Origin of the sequence: Nonomuraea sp. NPDC049419, assembly GCF_040676995.1 — a bacterium.
Classification (GTDB): domain Bacteria; phylum Actinomycetota; class Actinomycetes; order Streptosporangiales; family Streptosporangiaceae; genus Nonomuraea; species Nonomuraea salmonea.
The window spans coordinates 91,191-108,368 of sequence record NZ_JBFAQB010000003.1 but is presented as its reverse complement, the minus strand read 5'-3'; the positions used below and the strand labels follow the sequence as shown (position 1 = coordinate 108,368).

Below are 17,178 nucleotides of genomic sequence, written 5' to 3'. Positions count from 1 at the left end.
TCGAAGGTTAATTGGCGATTGCCGAGTCTTCACAAGCGCACATAACCCGTCATGTCGGTGCTCGCCAGGGCACGAAACCAACACGACATCGACCGGCAACAGGGCGGAAACGGCCGGTTCCTATGGTCCGGCCATGCGGCTTACCTCACACGAGCAGGAGCGGCTGCTCATCCATGTCGCCGCCGGGGTGGCGCGTGAGCGGCGGGCCAGGGGCCTGCGGCTCAACCATCCCGAGGCTACCGCCATCATCGCCTCGTTCCTCATGGAAGGCGCCAGAGACGGGCGCAGCGTGGCCGACCTGATGGAGGCGGGCCGGTCGGTGCTCGGCCGCGCCGACGTCATGGAGGGCGTGCCGGAGATGCTGGAGAGCGTGCAGATCGAGGCCACGTTCCCCGACGGCACGAAGCTCGTCACCGTCCACAGGCCGATCCCGTGATCCCCGGCGAGTACGTCCACCCCGAAGGCGCGATCCCGCTCAACCCGGGCCGCGAGCGGGTGACGATCCGCGTGGTCAACACCGCCGACCGGCCCGTCCAGGTGGGCTCCCACTACCACTTCGCCGCCGCCAACCCCGGCCTCGACTTCGACCGGCGGGCGGCCAGGGGCATGCGGCTCGACGTGCCCGCCGGCACCGCCGTCAGGTTCGAGCCCGGCGTCGAGCGCGACGTGACGCTCGTGCCGCTGGCCGGGCTCCGGGTCGTCCCCGGGCTGCGGCCCGAGTGGGCGGGGCCGCTCGATGACTGAGCTGTCCCGCGAGCGGTACGCCGCCCTCTACGGCCCCACCACCGGCGACCGCGTCCGGCTGGCCGACACCGACCTGTTCATCGAGGTCACCGACGACCTGTCCATGGGCGCGGCGGGCGCCGGCGACGAAGCCGTCTTCGGCGGCGGCAAGGTCATCCGCGAGTCCATGGGCCAGGCCAGGACCACCCGCGCCGACGGCGCCGCCGACCTCGTCATCACCGGCGCGGTCATCCTCGACCACTGGGGCGTGATCAAGGCCGACGTGGGCATCCGCGACGGCCGCATCGCCGCCGTCGGCAAGGCCGGCAACCCCGACACGATGGACGGCGTCGACATCGTCATCGGCCCGTCCACCGAAGTGCTGGCGGGCAACGGCAAGATCCTCACCGCCGGGGCCGTCGACTCCCACGTCCACCTCATCTGCCCGCAGCTCCTCGACGAGGCCATCGGGTCCGGTGTCACGACGATCGTCGGGGGCGGCACCGGGCCCGTCGAGGGCACCAAGGCCACCACCGTCACCGGCACCTGGTACCTCGGCCGCATGCTCGAGTCCCTCGACGCCTACCCGCTGAACTTCGCCCTCCTCGGCAAGGGCAACACGGTCAGCACCGAGGGTCTGGCCGAGCAGCTCAGGGCCGGCGCCTCCGGCTTCAAGCTGCACGAGGACTGGGGCACCACCCCGGCCGCCATCGACGCCTGCCTGAGCGTGGCCGACGCCTCCGGCGTGCAGGTCACGATCCACACCGACACGCTGAACGAGGCCGGCTTCCTCGAATCGACGCTCAAGGCCATCGGTGACCGGACGATTCACGCGTACCACACCGAAGGGGCCGGCGGCGGGCACGCGCCCGACATCATCCGCGCCGCCTCCTACGCCAACGTGCTGCCCTCCTCCACCAACCCCACGAGACCCCACACCGTCAACACCCTCGACGAGCACCTCGACATGCTGATGGTCTGCCACCATCTCAACCCGGCCATCCCCGAGGACCTCGCCTTCGCCGAGTCCCGCATCAGGCCCGGCACGATGGCGGCCGAAGACGTGCTGCACGACCTCGGGGCCATCTCCATGATCGGCTCCGACTCCCAGGCCATGGGACGCATCGGCGAGACGATCATCCGTACGTGGCAGACCGCCCACGTCATGAAGGCCCGCCGGGGGCAGCTCGGCGACGGCCCCGCCGACAACCTGCGGGCCCGCCGCTACATCGCCAAATACACCATCTGCCCCGCCGTCGCCCACGGCCTCGACGGCGAGCTCGGCTCCGTCGAGCGCGGCAAGCTCGCCGACCTCGTCCTGTGGGACCCGGCCTTCTTCGGGGTCAAACCCGACCTCGTGCTCAAGGGCGGCGTCGTCGCCTGGGCACAGATGGGCGACGCCAACGCCTCCATCCCCACGCCCCAGCCGGTGCTGCCGCGCCCCATGTTCGGCGCCTCCCCCGTCACCGCCGCCGCGACCTCCCTGCACTTCGTCGCGCCGCTCGCCCTGGAGTCCGGCCTCGCCGACCGGCTCGATGTCCGCCGCAGGCTCGCGCCCACGGCCGACGTACGCCGGCGCGGCAAGGCCGCCATGCCGCTCAACGACGCGCTCCCCCGGATCGACGTCGCTCCCGACACCTTCGAGGTCCGCATCGACGGCGAGCTGATCGAGCCCGCCCCCGCCACGTCCCTGCCCATGGCCCAGCGCTACTTCCTCTTCTGATGAACCCGTCCCTGCTGCTCCTCACCGACTCCAGGCTCCCCGCGGGCGGCCACGCCCACTCGGGCGGCGTCGAGCGCGCCGTCGCGGCGGGCTCGGTGCACGACGCGCCGTCGCTGGCCGCGTTCCTGCGCGGGCGCCTGCACACCGCAGGCGCGGTCGCCGCCGCGCTGACGGCCGCCGCCCGCACCCACGCCGCCACCCCTGGCGCGCGGCGGTGGGCGGAGCTGGACGCCGAGGTGGACGCCAGGACCTCGTCCCCCGCCCAGCGCGACGCCTCCCGCACCCAGGGCAGGCTGCTGCTGCGGGTCGCCCGCCGGGTGTGGCCGTCGTCCGTGCTGGAGGAGCTGGGACGGGCCGTACGCGATCCGCACCACCCCATCGCCCTCGGCGCGGCGGCCCACGTCGCCGGCGCCACCTCCGAGGAGGCCGCGCTGGCGGCCGCCTACCACGCGATCACCGCGCCCGCCACCGCCGCCGTACGCCTGCTCGGCCTCGACCCCGTCGCCGTGCACGCCCTGCTCGCCGGCCTCACCCCCGACCTGTCCGCGATCGCCGCCCGCGCCGGATCCACCTCCGGGTGGGACTCGTTGCCCGCGCACTCCGCACCCGCCCTCGACCTCCTCGCCGAGCAGCACGCTCAGGCCGAGGTCAGGCTCTTCGTCTCCTAGGAAAGGACCCCACCATGGGAGCCAATCACGACGACCACCACCACACGCCCGACGGCCGCGGCCGCGCGCTGCGCCTCGGCGTGGGCGGGCCGGTGGGCAGCGGCAAGACGGCCCTGGTCGCGGCCCTGTGCCGGACGCTCGGCCCGACCCTGTCGCTGGGCGTGGTGACCAACGACATCTACACCACCGAGGACGCCGACTTCCTGCGCCGCGCGGGCGTCCTCGACGAGGAGCGCATCCTGGCCGTCGAGACCGGCTGCTGCCCGCACACGGCGATCCGCGACGACATCGCCGCCAACCTCGACGCCGTCGAGACCCTCGAATACCGGTTCGGGCCGCTCGACCTGGTGATCGTGGAGAGCGGCGGCGACAACCTCACCGCCACCTTCAGCCGCGGGCTGGCCGACCGGCAAATCTTCGTCCTCGACGTGTCGGGCGGCGACAAGGTCCCGCGCAAGGGCGGTCCCGGCGTCACGACGGCCGACCTCCTGGTCGTCAACAAGACGGACCTCGCGCCGATGGTGGGCGCCGACCTCGGCGTCATGGCGCGGGACGCGGCGGCCGTACGCGGGGAGCGGCCGGTGCTGTTCACCTCGATCCGCCAGGACCCGACGGCCGACACGGTGGCCGGCTGGGTCAGGGACGAGGTCCGCGCCTGGTCCCACTCCCACGCCACCCCCGTCTCATGAACCCCCTCCACGCTGCCACCACCTGCCCACCAACCTGCCCGACACCCCGCCCGGCGACTCATCCGCGCCACCACGGCCCGACCCCGAAGCCCCATCGCGTCCTGCCTCGCCGGCCGCAACCAGGCCTGACGCTCCCCGCACCACCGACCCCACCACCGCATCACCCGCTTTCACCGAGACCACGCGCTTCGCGAAGAGGACCGCTGAACGCGGGCCGGCGCGCGGGGCGGGGGTGCGGGAAGAGCGGGTGGGGAACGGGGTGGACAGCGGCGCGCGGGACACGCGGACAGCGGCCGTCGTGCCGAGCGGTGCAAGAGAGGCGCAGGTGAGGACAAGCGTGGGGACCGGCGCGCGGGACACGCGGACGGCGACCGCCGCCGAGACCGGCGCGCCCGACACACAGACCCTGACCGCGATCGAGACCATGGCACCGGACACCCCGGCGGTGGACGCCGGGGAGGCCGGGGGGCGGGGGATGCGTGCGGTGGCGGTGGTGGAGACCGTTGCCGGGGCTGGGGGGCGTACGGTGCTGCGGCGGTTGGCTTCCGCGCCGCCGCTCACGTTGCGGCAGACGGGGCCGCACACCGTGCATCTGGTGTCCACCGCGGCCGGGCCGCTCGGTGGTGATCGGCTGCACTTGGACCTGCGGGTCGCGCCCGGCACGACGCTGGAGTTGAGGTCGGTGGCCGCCACCCTTGTGCTGCCCGGTGACGGGCCGTCCACGATGGTGGTCACCGCGCACGTCGGTGCGGGGGCGACGCTCAGGTTCGTCCCCGAGCCGACCGTCCTGGCCGCCCGCAGCGACCACCGCCTCCACGTACGCCTCACCCTGGAGCAGGACGCGACGGTGCTGTGGCGCGAGGAGATCGTCTTCGGCCGCCACGGAGAGCCGTCCGGCCGCTGCCATGCCCGCTTCGACGCCACCCGCGACGGCGTGCCGCTGCTCAGGCAGGAGTTCACGGTCGGCGACCCGGCCCTCGACGGCTCCCCCGCCGTGTACGGCAGCGCCCGCTGCGTCGGCACGACGTTCATGACCGCCCAGGCCCCGGCGGCGGTGGCCGAGGGCGTCGCCGTCCTCCCCCTGGCCGCCCCAGGCACCCTGGTGTCGGCATTGGCCGACGACGCCGTCCAGCTCCGCACCCGCCTGGAGTGGGGCGAACGCCAAGCACTCCCACTCGCCACCCCGTGACCGCGCCCACGCCTGGACGGACGCCAAGCCCTCCACCCGCCACCCGGTGACCGTGCCACCCCTGGACGGACGCCGGATGACCGGTCCGCAGCCGGATGACGGGTCCGCTGCCAGGTGATCGGCTCGCGCTTCTACCGCGCCACGGTGACGACTCCGTTGCGTACGGTGGTGAGGCGACCTTCCCCGGCTTACGCTGATCGTGTGGCCGAAGACCTCAAGCCCGCGCCCACCCGTTCCCGCCTCGGTCGCGGCCCCGCGTTCGCGGTGCTGGCGGCCGGAGCCCTCCTGGCGTGCTGCGCGGTCCTGCCGTGGGCCGGCCTCCAGGCGACCAGCAGCCTGTTCGGCGCCGGCGTGGCCAGCCACGTGCGCGGCATCGACGACCCGCTCGGCGTCTACACCCTGCTGGCCGGCCTGACCGCGGTGGGCTGCGGCGTGGCGGGCCTGCTCGCCCGCCCCCGCCTGGCCGCCCTGGCGATCGTGCCGGGGAGCGTGGCGGTGTTCGTGCTGGTGACGTTCGTGATGGGCGACGGCGGCCTGCGCGACCGCGTCTCCATCCACCTCGGCGACCTGCTCTCGATCGAGCCGGTGATCAGGTCGGGCTGGTTCGCCGCGCTGGCCTGCGCGGTCGCGGTGGTGCTGCTGTCGGTGCTCGCGCTGGTGCGCCGCTGACCGCCCCGCGCGCGAGGATCAGTCGTAGAAGCCGAGCCGGCGCAGCTGCTTGGGGTCGCGCTGCCAGTCTTTGGCCACGCTGATGCGCAGGTCGAGATAGACGCGGGTGCCGAGCAGCGCCTCGATCTGCTTGCGGGCCTTCGTGCCGACCTCGCGCAGCCGCTCGCCCTTGTGCCCGATGACGATGGCCTTCTGTGAGGGCCGCTCCACGAACATGTGGGCGTAGATGTCGAGCAGGTCGTCGCGCCCCTCCCTGGGCAGCATCTCGTCGACGACCACGGCGATGGAGTGGGGCAGCTCGTCGCGTACGCCCTCCAGCGCAGCCTCCCTGATCAGCTCGCCGACCAGCACCTGCTCGGGCTCGTCGGTGAGCTGGCCGCCCTCGTAGAGCGGCGGCGACTCGGGCAGGTGCTCGATCAGCACGTCGGCGACGACGTCGAGCTGGTCGCCCGACTCGGCCGAGACGGGCACGATCGCCGCGAACTCCGCGATCTGCGACACCGCGAGCAGCTGCTGGGCGATCTGCTCCTTGCTCGCCAGGTCGCACTTGGTGACCACCGCGATGACGGGCGTCTTCTTCACGGCCGACAGCTTGTCGGCGATGAACCGGTCGCCCTTGCCGATGGGCTCGTTGGCCGGCACGCAGAACCCGATCACGTCGACCTCGGTCAGCGTGGACAGCACGAGGCTGTCGAGCCGCTCGCCGAGCAGGGTGCGGGGGCGGTGGAGGCCGGGGGTGTCGACGATGATGAGCTGGGCGTCGGGCCGGTGCACGATGCCCCTGATGACGCGCCTGGTCGTCTGCGGCTTGGACGAGGTGATCGCCACTTTCGTGCCGACCAGGGCGTTCATCAGCGTGGACTTGCCGACGTTCGGCCTCCCCACGAAGCAGGCGAATCCGGCGCGATGGTTGTCTGGCGAAGTCACATAGTGCATTGTGGCCCATCAACCGGCGTGTTCACGCCACCAGGCATAGGCGAGGGGCAGCACGCCGGGTGTCCAGGCGGTGGTGTCGAGGCCGCGCAGCTCATCTTCCACCACCCAGCGGCAGTCGTTGATCTCGACGCCGTCGGGCCGCGGCTCGGGAGATCCGGGCGCGAGCCGACAGCCGTAGCCGGCGATGACGTAGCCGACCTCGTGCCCGTTGGGATAGACCGTACGGAACTCGGGCCCGCCGTAGACGCCGACCAGCCCCAGCACCTCGATCTCGACGCCCAGCTCCTCGCGCAGCTCCCGCACCACGGCCGCCTCGGGCCGCTCGTCGGGATCGACGCCGCCGCCGGGCGCCGCCCACAGCCCCACGTCGCCGTGGCGGGCCAGCAGCATGCGGCCGGCGTCGTCGAACACGAACCCGGTGACCGACGGCAGCATGAGCAGATCCGTGCCGACCTTCTCCCGCAACCTCGCCAAAAATGGCGACATGGGCATGTCAGCCTCGCAGGGTGCCGTCGGGACCGGCCACCAGCAGCTTGCCCGCCCCCAGCTCGGCCGCCACCGCCTCGTCGGCGGGGCTCGGGTCGCCCTCGCTCACCAGCGCCACCGCTTCGAGCGAGCGCGCGCCGCTGGAGACGGCCATGGCCACCGCCACCTGCACGGCGGAGAGCGTGAGCGCGGACAGGGCCACGTTCGTCGCCGAGTAGGTGCGGCCCGTCTCGTCGCGCACGGCCGCGCCCTCGGCGGAGCCGTTGCGCGCCCTCGCGGCGCGAGCCAACGTGATGATCTTGCTGTCTTCGGGATCGAGTGTCACGCGCTCTAGGTTAGGCGTTGACCATGGAGATCGCCGCCTCGACGACCTTACGCGTACGCTCGGTGTCCACGTCGTTCATCCCGGTGTGCACCACCGACACCAGCGTGTCGCCGACCCGGGCGAGCACGACGTCCAGCGCGTACGGGTAGCCGTTGAGCCGCCCGCTGAACCGCGCGCCCACGGCGTCGTCGGCCGCCTGCTGCACCGCCTGCTCGATGGGCAGCTCGTGCAGCCGCATGTCGGTGCCGCTGGACGTGTGCACTTCGCGGCAGTTGCGCATCGCCTCCGACAGGGCGTCGAGGTGCTCTTCCGCTTCCTGGTTGGCGTACCTGGCGAGGCCGACCCCGGCCTGCTCACCCAGCCCGTCGCCGAGGTAGCTGACCGCGGCCTGCGCGGTCAGCGCCTGCCCGGGCGCCTGCCCGCCGGCCGGTTTCAGCACGGCCCGGCAGTTCCTGTCCGCCTGGCCGAACGGCATCCGCCAGGCCTGCTCCGGCCTGATCGTGAAGCCGTCGGGCAGGCGTGGCTGCTCCTTGCTGACCACCTCGCGCAGTTGCGCCATGGCCTGTGCGTCGAGGAAGCTCTCGGCTCCTCCGCCGCCGCAACCCGCCAGGAGGCAGGTCAGCAGCGCGCAGGCGCCGATCCCTGGTCTTCGTTTCATGGTCCCCCCTTGATCGGTGGCTTGCCCGCACGAGGAATGCGGCAATCCACCGGAGTGACCACCAATACGCAAAAAGGGTGCCCCCGCCCTGATCAGGACGAGAACACCCTTTACGCCGACCAGCGTCGCGACCAGGATCGTGACGCCGTCGTCCCCCCAGGATCGTCGTCAGGCCGCGAACCCCACCCGGCCTTCGGACGATTCCCCTGTAGACACCCACCGCACTGGATGTCGTGATTTGAGAGTGCCGGAGGCGGCTTGCAGTTGACTTGTAGAACGCTTGCCGTTTCGTCCGCATTCGCCGCCGTCTTGCCCGCTCACTCCCGGCCCACGCGCTCGCTCACTCCCGGCCCCCGTGCACGCTCACCGCCGGCCCTCGTGCACGCTCACCGCCGGCCCTCGTGCACGCTCACCGCCGGCCCTCGTGCACGCTCACTCCCGTCCGTGGGACCGCTCGCGCTCGGCGGTGGCGGGAACGACCTCGTCCGCCGGCGGCCCCACCCGCCGCACCACCACCGTGCTGATGCGGTTACGCCGCCCGGCCAGGCTCTCCGCCGTCAGCGACAGCCCGGCCACCTCGGCGTGCGAGCCCGCGATCGGCACCCGGCCCAGCGCGTGGGCCAGCAGCCCGCCGACGGTCTCGACGTCGTCGACCTCGATCTCGGTGTCGAACAGCTCGCCCAGCTCGTCGACCGGCATGCGGGCGGTGACCCGCATGCCGCCGTCGTCCATGGGCTCGACGCGCGGCGCCTCCTGGTCGTACTCGTCGGTGATCTCCCCGACGATCTCCTCCAGGACGTCCTCGATCGTGACCAGCCCGGCGGTGCCGCCGTACTCGTCGATGACGATCGCGATGTGGATCTGGCGGGCCTGCATCTCCCGCATGAGCTGGTCGATGGGCTTGCTCTCCGGCACGTACGCGGCCGGGCGCAGGATCGACTCGATCGTCTCCTTGCCCCCGCCCTCGCCCGACTCGTGGATCTTGCGGGCGATGTCCTTGAGGTAGGCGATGCCGATGACGTCGTCCTCGTTCTCGCCCACCACGGGGATGCGGGAGAACCCGCTGCGCAGCGCCAGCGACAGCGCCTGGCTGATGGTCTTGGACCGCTCGATGTAGACCATGTCGGTGCGGGGCACCATGACCTCGCGGACGAGCGTGTCGCCCAGCTCGAACACCGAGTGGATCATCTCGCGCTCGTCCGGCTCGATCACCCGGCGCTCCTCGGCCAGGTCGACCAGGTCACGCAGCTCGGCCTCCGAGGTGAACGGGCCGTCGCGGAACCCCTTGCCCGGCGTCAGCGCGTTGCCCAGCAGGATGAGCAGCTTGGGCAGCGGGCCGAAGATGCGGGTCAGGCCGTACACGATCGGCGCGCTGGCCAGCGCGACCGGCTCGGCGTGCTGGCGGCCCAGCGTACGCGGCATGACGCCGACCACGACGTAACTGATCACGATCATCGCGGCCGCGGCCCAGAAGTAGGCCCAGCCCTGGTCGTCGAGCAGGTCGATGAAGAGCAGCGTCGCGATCACCGTCGCGACCAGCTCGCAGCTCAGCCGCAGCAGCAGGAGCAGGTTGAGGTAGCGCGGCGGGTCGGTCACGATCGTCTGCAACCGCGCGGCGCCGCGCCGCGCCTCACGGACGTATTCGTCGGCACGCACCCGGGAGATGCGTGTCAGCGCCGTTTCCGCACTGGCGATCAGGCCACCGACGACGACGAGCGCGATGGCCGACAGCAACCAGGCGTTCACCGCGGGTTGCGCACCTCCTGCCACGACTCGAGGAGCCGGGACTGCAGTCCGAACATCTCCTTGTGCTCCTCCGGCTCGGCATGATCGTAGCCGAGCAGATGCAGGATGCCGTGGGTGCACAGCAGCTCGAGCTCGTCGGCCGTGCTGTGCCCGGCCTCCTTCGCCTGTCTGGCCGCCACCTGCGGGCACAGCACGACGTCGCCCAGCAGCGCCGGGTCGGCCGGCCCCTCGGACTCGCCGCGCGCGCCGCCCCCGGGCCGCAGCTCGTCCATCGGGAAGGCCAGCACGTCGGTCGGGCCTGGCTCGCCCATCCACTTCTCGTGCAGCTCCGCCATGGCGTCCTCGTCGACGACCACGATGGACAGCTCGGCGAGCGGGTTGATGCCCATCTCGCCGAGCACGTGGGCGGCCAGGGCGACGATGCTCTCCTCGTCGACCCCGACGCCCGACTCGTTGTTGATCTCGATGCTCACGGCCGCCGCTTCCCTCGCTGCTGGATCGCCTTCGGCTCCTGGGCCGCCTGCGTGGCGTCGTAGCGCCCGTAGGCGTCGACGATCTCGCTGACGAGCTTGTGCCGCACCACGTCGGAGCTGGTCAGCCGGGCGAAGTGGATGTCGGGGATGCCCTCGAGGATCTCCTGCACCACCCGCAGCCCGCTGACCGTGCCCGAGGGCAGGTCGACCTGCGTGACGTCACCGGTGACCACGATCTTCGAGTTGAACCCGAGCCTGGTCAGGAACATCTTCATCTGCTCGGCCGAGGAGTTTTGTGCCTCGTCGAGGATGATGAAGGCGTCGTTGAGCGTGTTGTGGGTGAGGAGGTGGCCCTCGGTGACGTAGAGGGAGTCCTCGGCCGCCACCTGGATGCACACGCACTCGGCGGTGCCGCCCGGCTCGATGCGCGCGATGTGCCGCGCGGGCCTGGTTTCCGGCAGGCGGATGTCGAGGACGTACGCCTCCTCCCGGCTCGCGTAGGCCACGCCGCCGAGCGACCGCACGAGGGCGATCACGTCGTCGCGCAGCCGCTCGGAGCCGGTGGTGAAGCGCGGGCCGTGCTCGGTGACCGTCCCGGCCGCGTCGAGCAGGCCCTGGAGCAGCGCGAGCCTGATCTCCGGCGTGTTGCGGAGATAGACCTCTGGCACGAACGTCGTGGCCGCGGTGCGGCCCGCCAGGCCGAGCTCGGTGAGCGGATGGGTGAGCGTCATGGTGCCGCCGGAGCGCCCTGGCGGGCGGTGGCCGCTCGTGCGCGGCTCGACGTCCCGGCCGTCGCCGAGGATCAGGCCCAGCGCGTACGGATCCATCGGCACCGCACGCTCGGGGAAGCGGACCGGCGCGGTGAGCATCGGCAGCTCCCACCGGCGCTCGCCGAGCAGCTGCTTGGTCTCCAGCACCCGCCACGGCTCACCCGCGCCGTCGCGGACGGTCCACAGGTGGTCTTCGCTGGCGAGCACGGAGGCGCCGTCGTCGCTGGACAGCCGGTAGATCGTCTTCTCGCCCTGCGGATGGACGCCCAGCACGGGAGTCGGCTCGCCGTCGGAGCCGACGACGAGGTCGCCGACCTCCAGCTCGCCGATCGCCCGCCAGCCGTCGGGGGTCAGCACCTGGCTGTCCACCGGCTGGGCCCTGCCGCGCATGTAGGCCAGCGGCGCGACCTCGATCGTGCCCGCCGCCATCAGCTTGGGGATGGAGTCGGGGTCGACCATGTCGTGCAGCGCGTCGTAGAGCGGGCGCAGGTAGGGGTCGATCTTCTCGTAGAGCGTGCCGGGCAGGAAGCCCAGGCGCTCGCCCGCCTCGACCGCCGGCCGGGTCAGGATGATGCGGTTGACCCGCTTCTCCTGCAGCGCGCGCACCGCCTTGGCCATGGCGAGGTAGGTCTTGCCGGTGCCGGCGGGGCCGATGCCGAAGACGATGGTGTGATCGTCGATGGCGTCGACGTAACGCTTCTGGTTGACGGTCTTGGGGCGGATGGTGCGGCCGCGCGAGGACAGGATGTCGAGCGAGAGCACTTCGGCGGGCCGGTCGGAGGTCATGCGGAGCATGGCGATGCTGCGCTCGACCGCGTCGGGGGTGAGCTCCCCGCCGCTGCGCAGGACTTCGACGAGCTCTTCGAAGAGGCGCACGACGGTGCCGCTCTCGTCGGGGCTGCCGGTGACGGTGATCTCGTTGCCGCGTACGTGGATGTCGGCCCGGAAGGCGCCCTCGATGACGCGTAGCAGCTCGTCGCGGGAGCCCAGGAGGCTGACCATCGGGTATTCGTCCGGTATCAGCACCTTCGCTTGAGTCCGCGAGGGAGGTGCTGTGCGTCGGGATTCGTGTAGTTCGGACATGGGCAGGCCAGCGGCCTGATGCCTCCCGGTCTCTTTCGGAGTTCTTCTCCGCCCATCGTATCCGGGGCCAGGCCGATTGCTCGCGTCAATATCACCGCGCCCGGCCTGCCCAGGCCGTCAGCCGGGCGGCCAGGTGAGATCGCGCCCGCCGAGCACGTGGGCGTGCACGTGGAAGACGGTCTGACCGGCGCCTGGACCGGTGTTGAAGACGACGCGGTAGCCGCTCTCGGCGACGCCGCCGAGCACGGCGACCTCGTGCGCGGTCTTGAGCACCTCGTCGGCGAGCCCGTCGTCGGCCGCGGCGAGCGCGGCGGCGTTGGCGTGATGCTCCTTGGGGATCACCAGCACGTGGGTCGGCGCCTGCGGGTTGATGTCCTGGAACGCCAGGGTCCGGCCGGTTTCGTAAACGATCTCGGCGGGAATCTCCTTGGCGACGATTTTGCAGAAGAGGCAATCGCTCACTCGATCAGCCTACCGAGGGCGCCGCCGTCGGTGAGTCCGTTGCGAATCGGTAATCAGCTGTGTCGTGCGCAGGAAGATCCACAAGGTTAGGGTGAGTGTGCGACACTTCAGCAGAAAAGACGATTCAGGGTCGGGCGAGCGCCACCTGGCGAGGACACGACTGGGTAATGCACCCTAAGGAACCGGGGAAACCTCCAGAACCGGAAGAGCGTAAACCCTCTGGGAAGGCCGCGCGTCCCACTGATGTGACCACCGAAACCCTTCTGGCCGACAGGTCGATGGGGGCGGTGCCGGTCGGGTGGGATGCCGACATGGCCGTTACGGCGCTGTACAGTGCGCATTTTCGGTCGTTGGTGCGTCTGGCCGTGTTGCTGGTACGCGACATGGCAACAGCTGAGGAAGTCGTGCAGGATGCGTTCGTCGCCATCCATGGCGCCTGGCGCAGGCTGCGTGATCCCGACAAAGCACTCGCCTACCTGCGCCAGTCAGTCGTCAACCGGTCCAGGTCGGTGCTGCGACACCGCGCGGTCGTCGAGAAGTATGCTCCCAAAGGTCTGCCCGACGCGCCGAGCGCCGAGAACGGCGCCATCGGCGAGCTGGAACGTTCTGCCGTGATCGAGGCATTACGTGCCCTTCCGACCCGACAAAGAGAGGCTCTGGTTCTACGCTACTACGGTGATCTGTCCGAAGCTGAGATCGCCCACGCCATGGGCATCAGCAAGGGGGCGGTCAAGAGCCACACCGCACGTGGCATGGCCGCCTTGCGATCGGTCCTGGAGAAAATGTCATGACCCAGCCCCCCGACGAGTACGGCGACCTGCTGCGCCGTGCGCTCCGCGCGGAGGCGGACGCGGTCGTGCCCTCGCCGGACGGACTGGAGATCATCCGTGCCCGCATCGAGCGGCGGGGCGTACGCAATCTGTTCTGGTGGCGCGCGGGAGCGGCCGCGGCCAGCGCGGTGCTGGTGGCGGGCGCAATCGTGTTCGCCGTCCCCGGCCTGCGCTCCCAGATCATCGATCAGGCGCCCGTGCGGATCGTGGACGACGAGACGAGCAAGGTGCCGTCCAACTCCTCGACCACCCGGTCCATCGATCCGCCCGCGACCAGCGTGCCGCCCCGTGAGTCGCCGCCTGCGGTGGTGATCCCGGCGACGCCGTCGCCCGCCTCGCCCAAGCCGACCCGTAAGGCCGAGTCGACCAGCAGGCCGTCTCCGTCGCCCACCCCCACGCCCACCACGACCCCATGTCCTTCGGCGCTCGCCGAGGAAGCCGAGCCGCCGTCCGACTGCCCCACCCTCTCACCGTCGCCGACGCCGACACCGTCGCCCACCATGATCGAGACGTCCGCGCCGCCGTCGTGCCCGCCGGAGCAGTGCCCGCCGGACGACGAGATGAACGAGACGCCGCCCGTCGAGGCGACCCCCCTGCAGGACACGCAGACCACGCCCTAGCGGCCCGACCTTCGCAGGACACGCCTCACGGCGCACCCCCTGCAAGACACGCAGACGAGGCCCTGGCGGCTCACCAGCGGCCCGTGCGGCTGAACAGCACAGCGGCCGCCGCCACCCCCGCCGTGGACGTGCGCAGCACCGTAGGCCCGAGCAGCACCGGCTCCGCCTTGGCCGCCCTGAAGCGCTCCAGCTCCTCCTCCGAGACCCCGCCTTCCGGCCCCACCACCATGACGACGTCGCCGCCCGCCGGCAGCGCCACGCCCGACAGCGGCTCGGCGGCCTCCTCGTGCAGCACCAGCCCGAGCGCCGCCTCCGCCAGCAGCCGCTCGACGCGTGCCGTGGAGGCGAGGTCGGCCACCTCGGGCAGGTGGAAGCGGCGGGCCTGCTTGCCCGCCTCGCGCGCGGTGGAGCGCCAGCGGCCGAGGGCCTTGGCGACCTTGTCGCCCTTCCACTGGGTGATGCTGCGGGCCGCCGCCCACGGCACGATCACGTCGACGCCGGCCTCGGTCATCATCTCGACCGCCAGCTCGCCCCTGTCGCCCTTGGGCAGCCCCTGGACGACCACCAGCCGGGGCCGCGGCGGCTCGACGTCGTAGCGGCGCAGCACCTCAAGCCGCAGCGCGTCCTTCAGCGCCTCGCGTACGACGCACTCGGCCACCCCGCCCGCCCCGTCGGTGAGGTCGAGGCGCTCACCGGCGCGCAACCGGCGTACGGAGGCCGCGTGCCGCCCCTCGGGGCCGTCGAGCGTCAGCTCGGGCCCTTCGAGGTGCGCGCTCAGGAAGACCGGAGCCGTCACCGGCCGTTGAACGCGTCACGCAGGCGGGAGAAAAAACCCTGCTGGCCCGGTGCGAACTTGCCAGGCGGGCGCTCCTCACCTCGCTGCCTGGCCAGCTCGCGCAGCAGCTCTTCCTGAGCCGCGTCGAGACGGCTCGGCGTCTCGACGTTGACGTGGATGAGCAGGTCGCCCCTGCCGGACTCGTTGAGCCGCTGGACGCCTCTGCCGTACATGGTGATGACCTGGCCCGACTGCGTGCCTGGCCGGACGTCGATCTCCTCGGCGCCGTCGAGGGTCTCGACGGACAGCACGGTGCCGAGCGCGGCGGCCGTCATCGGGATCTGGACGGTGCAGTGGAGGTCGTCGCCGCGCCGTTCGAAGATCTCGTGGGGCCGCTCGACGATCTCGAGGAACAGGTCGCCGGGCGGGCCGCCGCCCGGACCGACCTCGCCCTCGCCGGCGAGCTGGATGTGGGTGCCGTCCTCGACGCCCGCGGGGATGCGGACCTTGATCGTACGCCGGGTGCGCACCCGGCCGTCGCCGGAGCACTCCTGGCAGGGGTTGCGGATGATGGTGCCGAAGCCGCCGCACTGCGGGCAGGGCCGCGAGGTCATGACCTGGCCCAGGAAGGACCGCGTCACCTGGGAGATCTCGCCGCGCCCGCTGCACATGTCGCAGGTGTCGGGGTGGGTGCCCGGCGCGGTGCCGGCGCCGTGGCAGATGTCGCACAGCACGGCCGTGTCGACGGCCAGCTCGCGGGTCGTGCCGAACGCCGTCTCGCGCAGGTCGAGCTCGACCCTGATGGTGGCGTTGCGGCCCCTGCGGGCGCGCGAGCGGGGCCCCCTGGCACCGGTGGCGGTGCCGAAGAAGGCGTCCATGATGTCGCTGAACGGGAAGCCCGCTCCGAAGCCTCCCGCGCCGGCGCCCGCTCCCGCGCCGCCGCCGAAGGGGTCGCCACCCAGGTCGTACATCTGGCGCTTGTTCGGGTCGGACAGCACCTCGTAGGCCTGCGTGATCTCTTTGAACCGCTCCTGCGTGTCAGGATCGGGGTTCACGTCAGGGTGCAGCTCGCGGGCGAGCCGGCGATACGCCTTCTTGATCTCGTCCTGACTCGCGTCACGGCGCACCCCGAGGGTGGCGTAGTAGTCGCTGTTTGCCACTTATCGACCTCTTATGATGCAGCCAGGATCTGGCTGACGTAGCGTGCCACCGCGCGTACGGCGCCCATCGTCACGGGATAGTCCATCCTGGTCGGCCCCAGAACGCCGAGCCGGGCCAGTTGGTTGTCGCCAGAACCGTATCCGGTCGCGACGACGGATGTGCCCCTGAGGTAGGGGTTTTCCGAGCCGATGCGCACGGTGAGCGCGGACGGGGTGTCTGAGGATGTCTCGCCGAGCAGCCGCATGAGGACGACCTGCTCCTCAAGCGCCTCCAGCACGTCGCGCAGGCCGGTGGCGAAGTCGGCGCCGGCGAGGTTGGCCGCGCCGGCGAACACGATCTTCTCGTCGTGCCGCTCGACCAGCGTCTCGAGCAGCACGGAGAGGATCGTCGCCGCGGCGGGCCGGTCTTCGATCGGGAGCCTTTCCGGCAGGTCGGCCACCAGCTCGGGCACGTTGCTCAGGCCGCAGCCGTCGAGGCAGGCGTTGAGCACGGCGCGCAGGTTGGCGATGCGGTGGTCTTCGACCGCCTCGGGCAGCTCCACCACGCGCTGCTCGACGCGGCCGGTGTTGGTGATGAGCACGAGCATGACCCGCCGGTCGGTCAGCGGGACGAGCTCGACGTGCCGGACCGTCGATCGGTTGAGCGTGGGGTATTGCACGACCGCCACCTGCCTGGTCAGCTGCGCCAGCAGCCGGACCGTGCGGGTGACGACGTCGTCGAGGTCGACCGCGCCGGCGAGGAACGTCTCGATCGCCCGCCGCTCGGCCCCCGACAACGGCTTGACCTGCGAGAGCCGGTCGACGAACAGGCGATAGCCCTTGTCCGTCGGCACGCGGCCCGCGCTGGTGTGGGGCTGGGTGATGTAGCCTTCCTCCTCCAGCGCGGCCATGTCGTTCCTGACCGTCGCCGGGGAGACCTTCAGATTGTGACGCTCGGCCAGCGCCTTGGAGCCCACCGGTTCGTTGGTGGACACGTAGTCTTCGACAATGGCCCGGAGCACCGCCAGCTTCCGATCGTCGAGCACGTGCTCACCTCCTGCCTCTGTCCCTTACAGGAACGTGGTGTCTAGCACTCTGTGTTCCCGAGTGCCAAGTGTACGGCTCTCGCCCACAAGGTGCGATAACACCGCGTCCCAACTGCTGTCTGGCTTCCTGTGAGCGACAGGCCCCACACTTGCCCTCATGACCGACGA

Annotated in this window: 20 protein-coding genes and 1 pseudogene; 9 read left to right on the top strand and 12 right to left on the bottom strand. The window is 71.4% G+C overall.

Going from position 1 to position 17,178, the window contains the following annotated elements; translation table 11 throughout:
• The first annotated feature begins 133 nt into the window (after positions 1-133).
• From AB0K12_RS10615 to AB0K12_RS10585, 7 genes are all read left to right on the top strand, one after another.
• Complete coding sequence (locus tag AB0K12_RS10615) at positions 134-436, top strand: urease subunit gamma (protein WP_355419214.1); 303 nt, start codon at positions 134-136, stop codon at positions 434-436.
• Positions 433-744, top strand: coding sequence for an urease subunit beta (locus AB0K12_RS10610; RefSeq protein ID WP_364558061.1), 312 nt, complete (start codon positions 433-435; stop codon positions 742-744). Before AB0K12_RS10615 ends, AB0K12_RS10610 begins: the two co-directional genes overlap by 4 nt.
• Positions 737-2,446, top strand: a complete 1,710-nt coding sequence (locus AB0K12_RS10605; protein ID WP_364558059.1) for an urease subunit alpha — start codon at positions 737-739, stop codon at positions 2,444-2,446. The genes AB0K12_RS10610 and AB0K12_RS10605 overlap by 8 nt, the downstream gene beginning before the upstream one ends.
• On the top strand, positions 2,446-3,114 hold the full coding sequence (locus tag AB0K12_RS10600) for an urease accessory UreF family protein (protein ID WP_364558056.1): 669 nt from the start codon (positions 2,446-2,448) through the stop codon (positions 3,112-3,114). The genes AB0K12_RS10605 and AB0K12_RS10600 overlap by 1 nt, the downstream gene beginning before the upstream one ends.
• A 14-nt stretch (positions 3,115-3,128) precedes the next feature.
• Entirely contained in the window at positions 3,129-3,803 is a 675-nt protein-coding gene (gene ureG / locus AB0K12_RS10595; RefSeq protein ID WP_364558053.1) for an urease accessory protein UreG, read from the top strand.
• A 325-nt stretch (positions 3,804-4,128) separates the two neighbouring features.
• A complete protein-coding gene (locus AB0K12_RS10590) occupies positions 4,129-4,992 on the top strand; it encodes an urease accessory protein UreD (RefSeq protein WP_364558050.1) in 864 nt (287 codons plus the stop codon).
• Positions 4,993-5,193: 201 nt separating this feature from the next.
• Positions 5,194-5,661: a hypothetical protein gene (locus AB0K12_RS10585; protein ID WP_364558048.1), complete on the top strand. Its 468-nt coding sequence runs from the start codon at positions 5,194-5,196 to the stop codon at positions 5,659-5,661.
• A gap of 18 nt (positions 5,662-5,679) precedes the next feature.
• On the opposite strand, the gene era is transcribed toward AB0K12_RS10585, so the two are convergent.
• The 9 genes and pseudogenes from era to AB0K12_RS10540 form a co-directional block, all read right to left on the bottom strand.
• The gene (era, locus tag AB0K12_RS10580; RefSeq protein ID WP_364558045.1) at positions 5,680-6,597 is read right to left on the bottom strand and encodes a GTPase Era; all 918 of its coding nucleotides are present in this window, start codon (positions 6,595-6,597) and stop codon (positions 5,680-5,682) included.
• 9 nt (positions 6,598-6,606) lie between these two features.
• Entirely contained in the window at positions 6,607-7,083 is a 477-nt protein-coding gene (locus AB0K12_RS10575) for an NUDIX domain-containing protein (RefSeq protein ID WP_364558042.1), read from the bottom strand.
• A 7-nt stretch (positions 7,084-7,090) separates the two neighbouring features.
• Positions 7,091-7,408, bottom strand: a complete 318-nt coding sequence (locus tag AB0K12_RS10570; RefSeq protein WP_364558039.1) for a cytidine deaminase — start codon at positions 7,406-7,408, stop codon at positions 7,091-7,093.
• 10 nt (positions 7,409-7,418) lie between these two features.
• Entirely contained in the window at positions 7,419-8,066 is a 648-nt protein-coding gene (locus tag AB0K12_RS10565; RefSeq protein WP_364558036.1) for a hypothetical protein, read from the bottom strand.
• A gap of 432 nt (positions 8,067-8,498) precedes the next feature.
• Positions 8,499-9,812, bottom strand: coding sequence for a hemolysin family protein (locus AB0K12_RS10560; RefSeq protein ID WP_364558033.1), 1,314 nt, complete (start codon positions 9,810-9,812; stop codon positions 8,499-8,501).
• Positions 9,809-10,285, bottom strand: a complete 477-nt coding sequence (gene ybeY / locus AB0K12_RS10555) for an rRNA maturation RNase YbeY (RefSeq protein WP_355419238.1) — start codon at positions 10,283-10,285, stop codon at positions 9,809-9,811. Before ybeY ends, AB0K12_RS10560 begins: the two co-directional genes overlap by 4 nt.
• Positions 10,282-11,016 carry a PhoH family protein gene (locus AB0K12_RS10550; RefSeq protein ID WP_364559811.1) on the bottom strand — a complete coding sequence of 245 codons (735 nt, stop codon included), beginning with the start codon at positions 11,014-11,016 and terminating at the stop codon, positions 10,282-10,284. The genes ybeY and AB0K12_RS10550 overlap by 4 nt, the downstream gene beginning before the upstream one ends.
• A 417-nt stretch (positions 11,017-11,433) precedes the next feature.
• Positions 11,434-12,138: pseudogene (locus AB0K12_RS10545) on the bottom strand (PhoH family protein); the annotation flags it as partial.
• A gap of 117 nt (positions 12,139-12,255) precedes the next feature.
• A complete protein-coding gene (locus AB0K12_RS10540; RefSeq protein ID WP_364558029.1) occupies positions 12,256-12,600 on the bottom strand; it encodes a histidine triad nucleotide-binding protein in 345 nt (114 codons plus the stop codon).
• 278 nt (positions 12,601-12,878) lie between these two features.
• Between AB0K12_RS10540 and AB0K12_RS10535 the strand changes: the two genes are divergently transcribed.
• Both AB0K12_RS10535 and AB0K12_RS10530 read left to right on the top strand, forming a co-directional pair.
• Positions 12,879-13,391, top strand: coding sequence for a SigE family RNA polymerase sigma factor (locus tag AB0K12_RS10535; protein WP_049573205.1), 513 nt, complete (start codon positions 12,879-12,881; stop codon positions 13,389-13,391).
• Positions 13,388-14,050 carry a hypothetical protein gene (locus tag AB0K12_RS10530; RefSeq protein WP_364558026.1) on the top strand — a complete coding sequence of 221 codons (663 nt, stop codon included), beginning with the start codon at positions 13,388-13,390 and terminating at the stop codon, positions 14,048-14,050. The genes AB0K12_RS10535 and AB0K12_RS10530 overlap by 4 nt, the downstream gene beginning before the upstream one ends.
• Before the next feature lie 70 nt (positions 14,051-14,120).
• Here AB0K12_RS10530 and AB0K12_RS10525 read toward each other — a convergent pair whose 3' ends face one another.
• The 3 genes from AB0K12_RS10525 to hrcA are packed head-to-tail and all read right to left on the bottom strand — an operon-like array spanning position 14,121 to position 17,010.
• Entirely contained in the window at positions 14,121-14,846 is a 726-nt protein-coding gene (locus tag AB0K12_RS10525) for a 16S rRNA (uracil(1498)-N(3))-methyltransferase (RefSeq protein WP_364558023.1), read from the bottom strand.
• Complete coding sequence (gene dnaJ / locus AB0K12_RS10520) at positions 14,843-15,985, bottom strand: molecular chaperone DnaJ (RefSeq protein WP_364558021.1); 1,143 nt, start codon at positions 15,983-15,985, stop codon at positions 14,843-14,845. Before dnaJ ends, AB0K12_RS10525 begins: the two co-directional genes overlap by 4 nt.
• An 11-nt stretch (positions 15,986-15,996) precedes the next feature.
• The gene (gene hrcA / locus AB0K12_RS10515; protein ID WP_364558018.1) at positions 15,997-17,010 is read right to left on the bottom strand and encodes a heat-inducible transcriptional repressor HrcA; all 1,014 of its coding nucleotides are present in this window, start codon (positions 17,008-17,010) and stop codon (positions 15,997-15,999) included.
• Positions 17,011-17,178 lie beyond the last annotated feature (168 nt).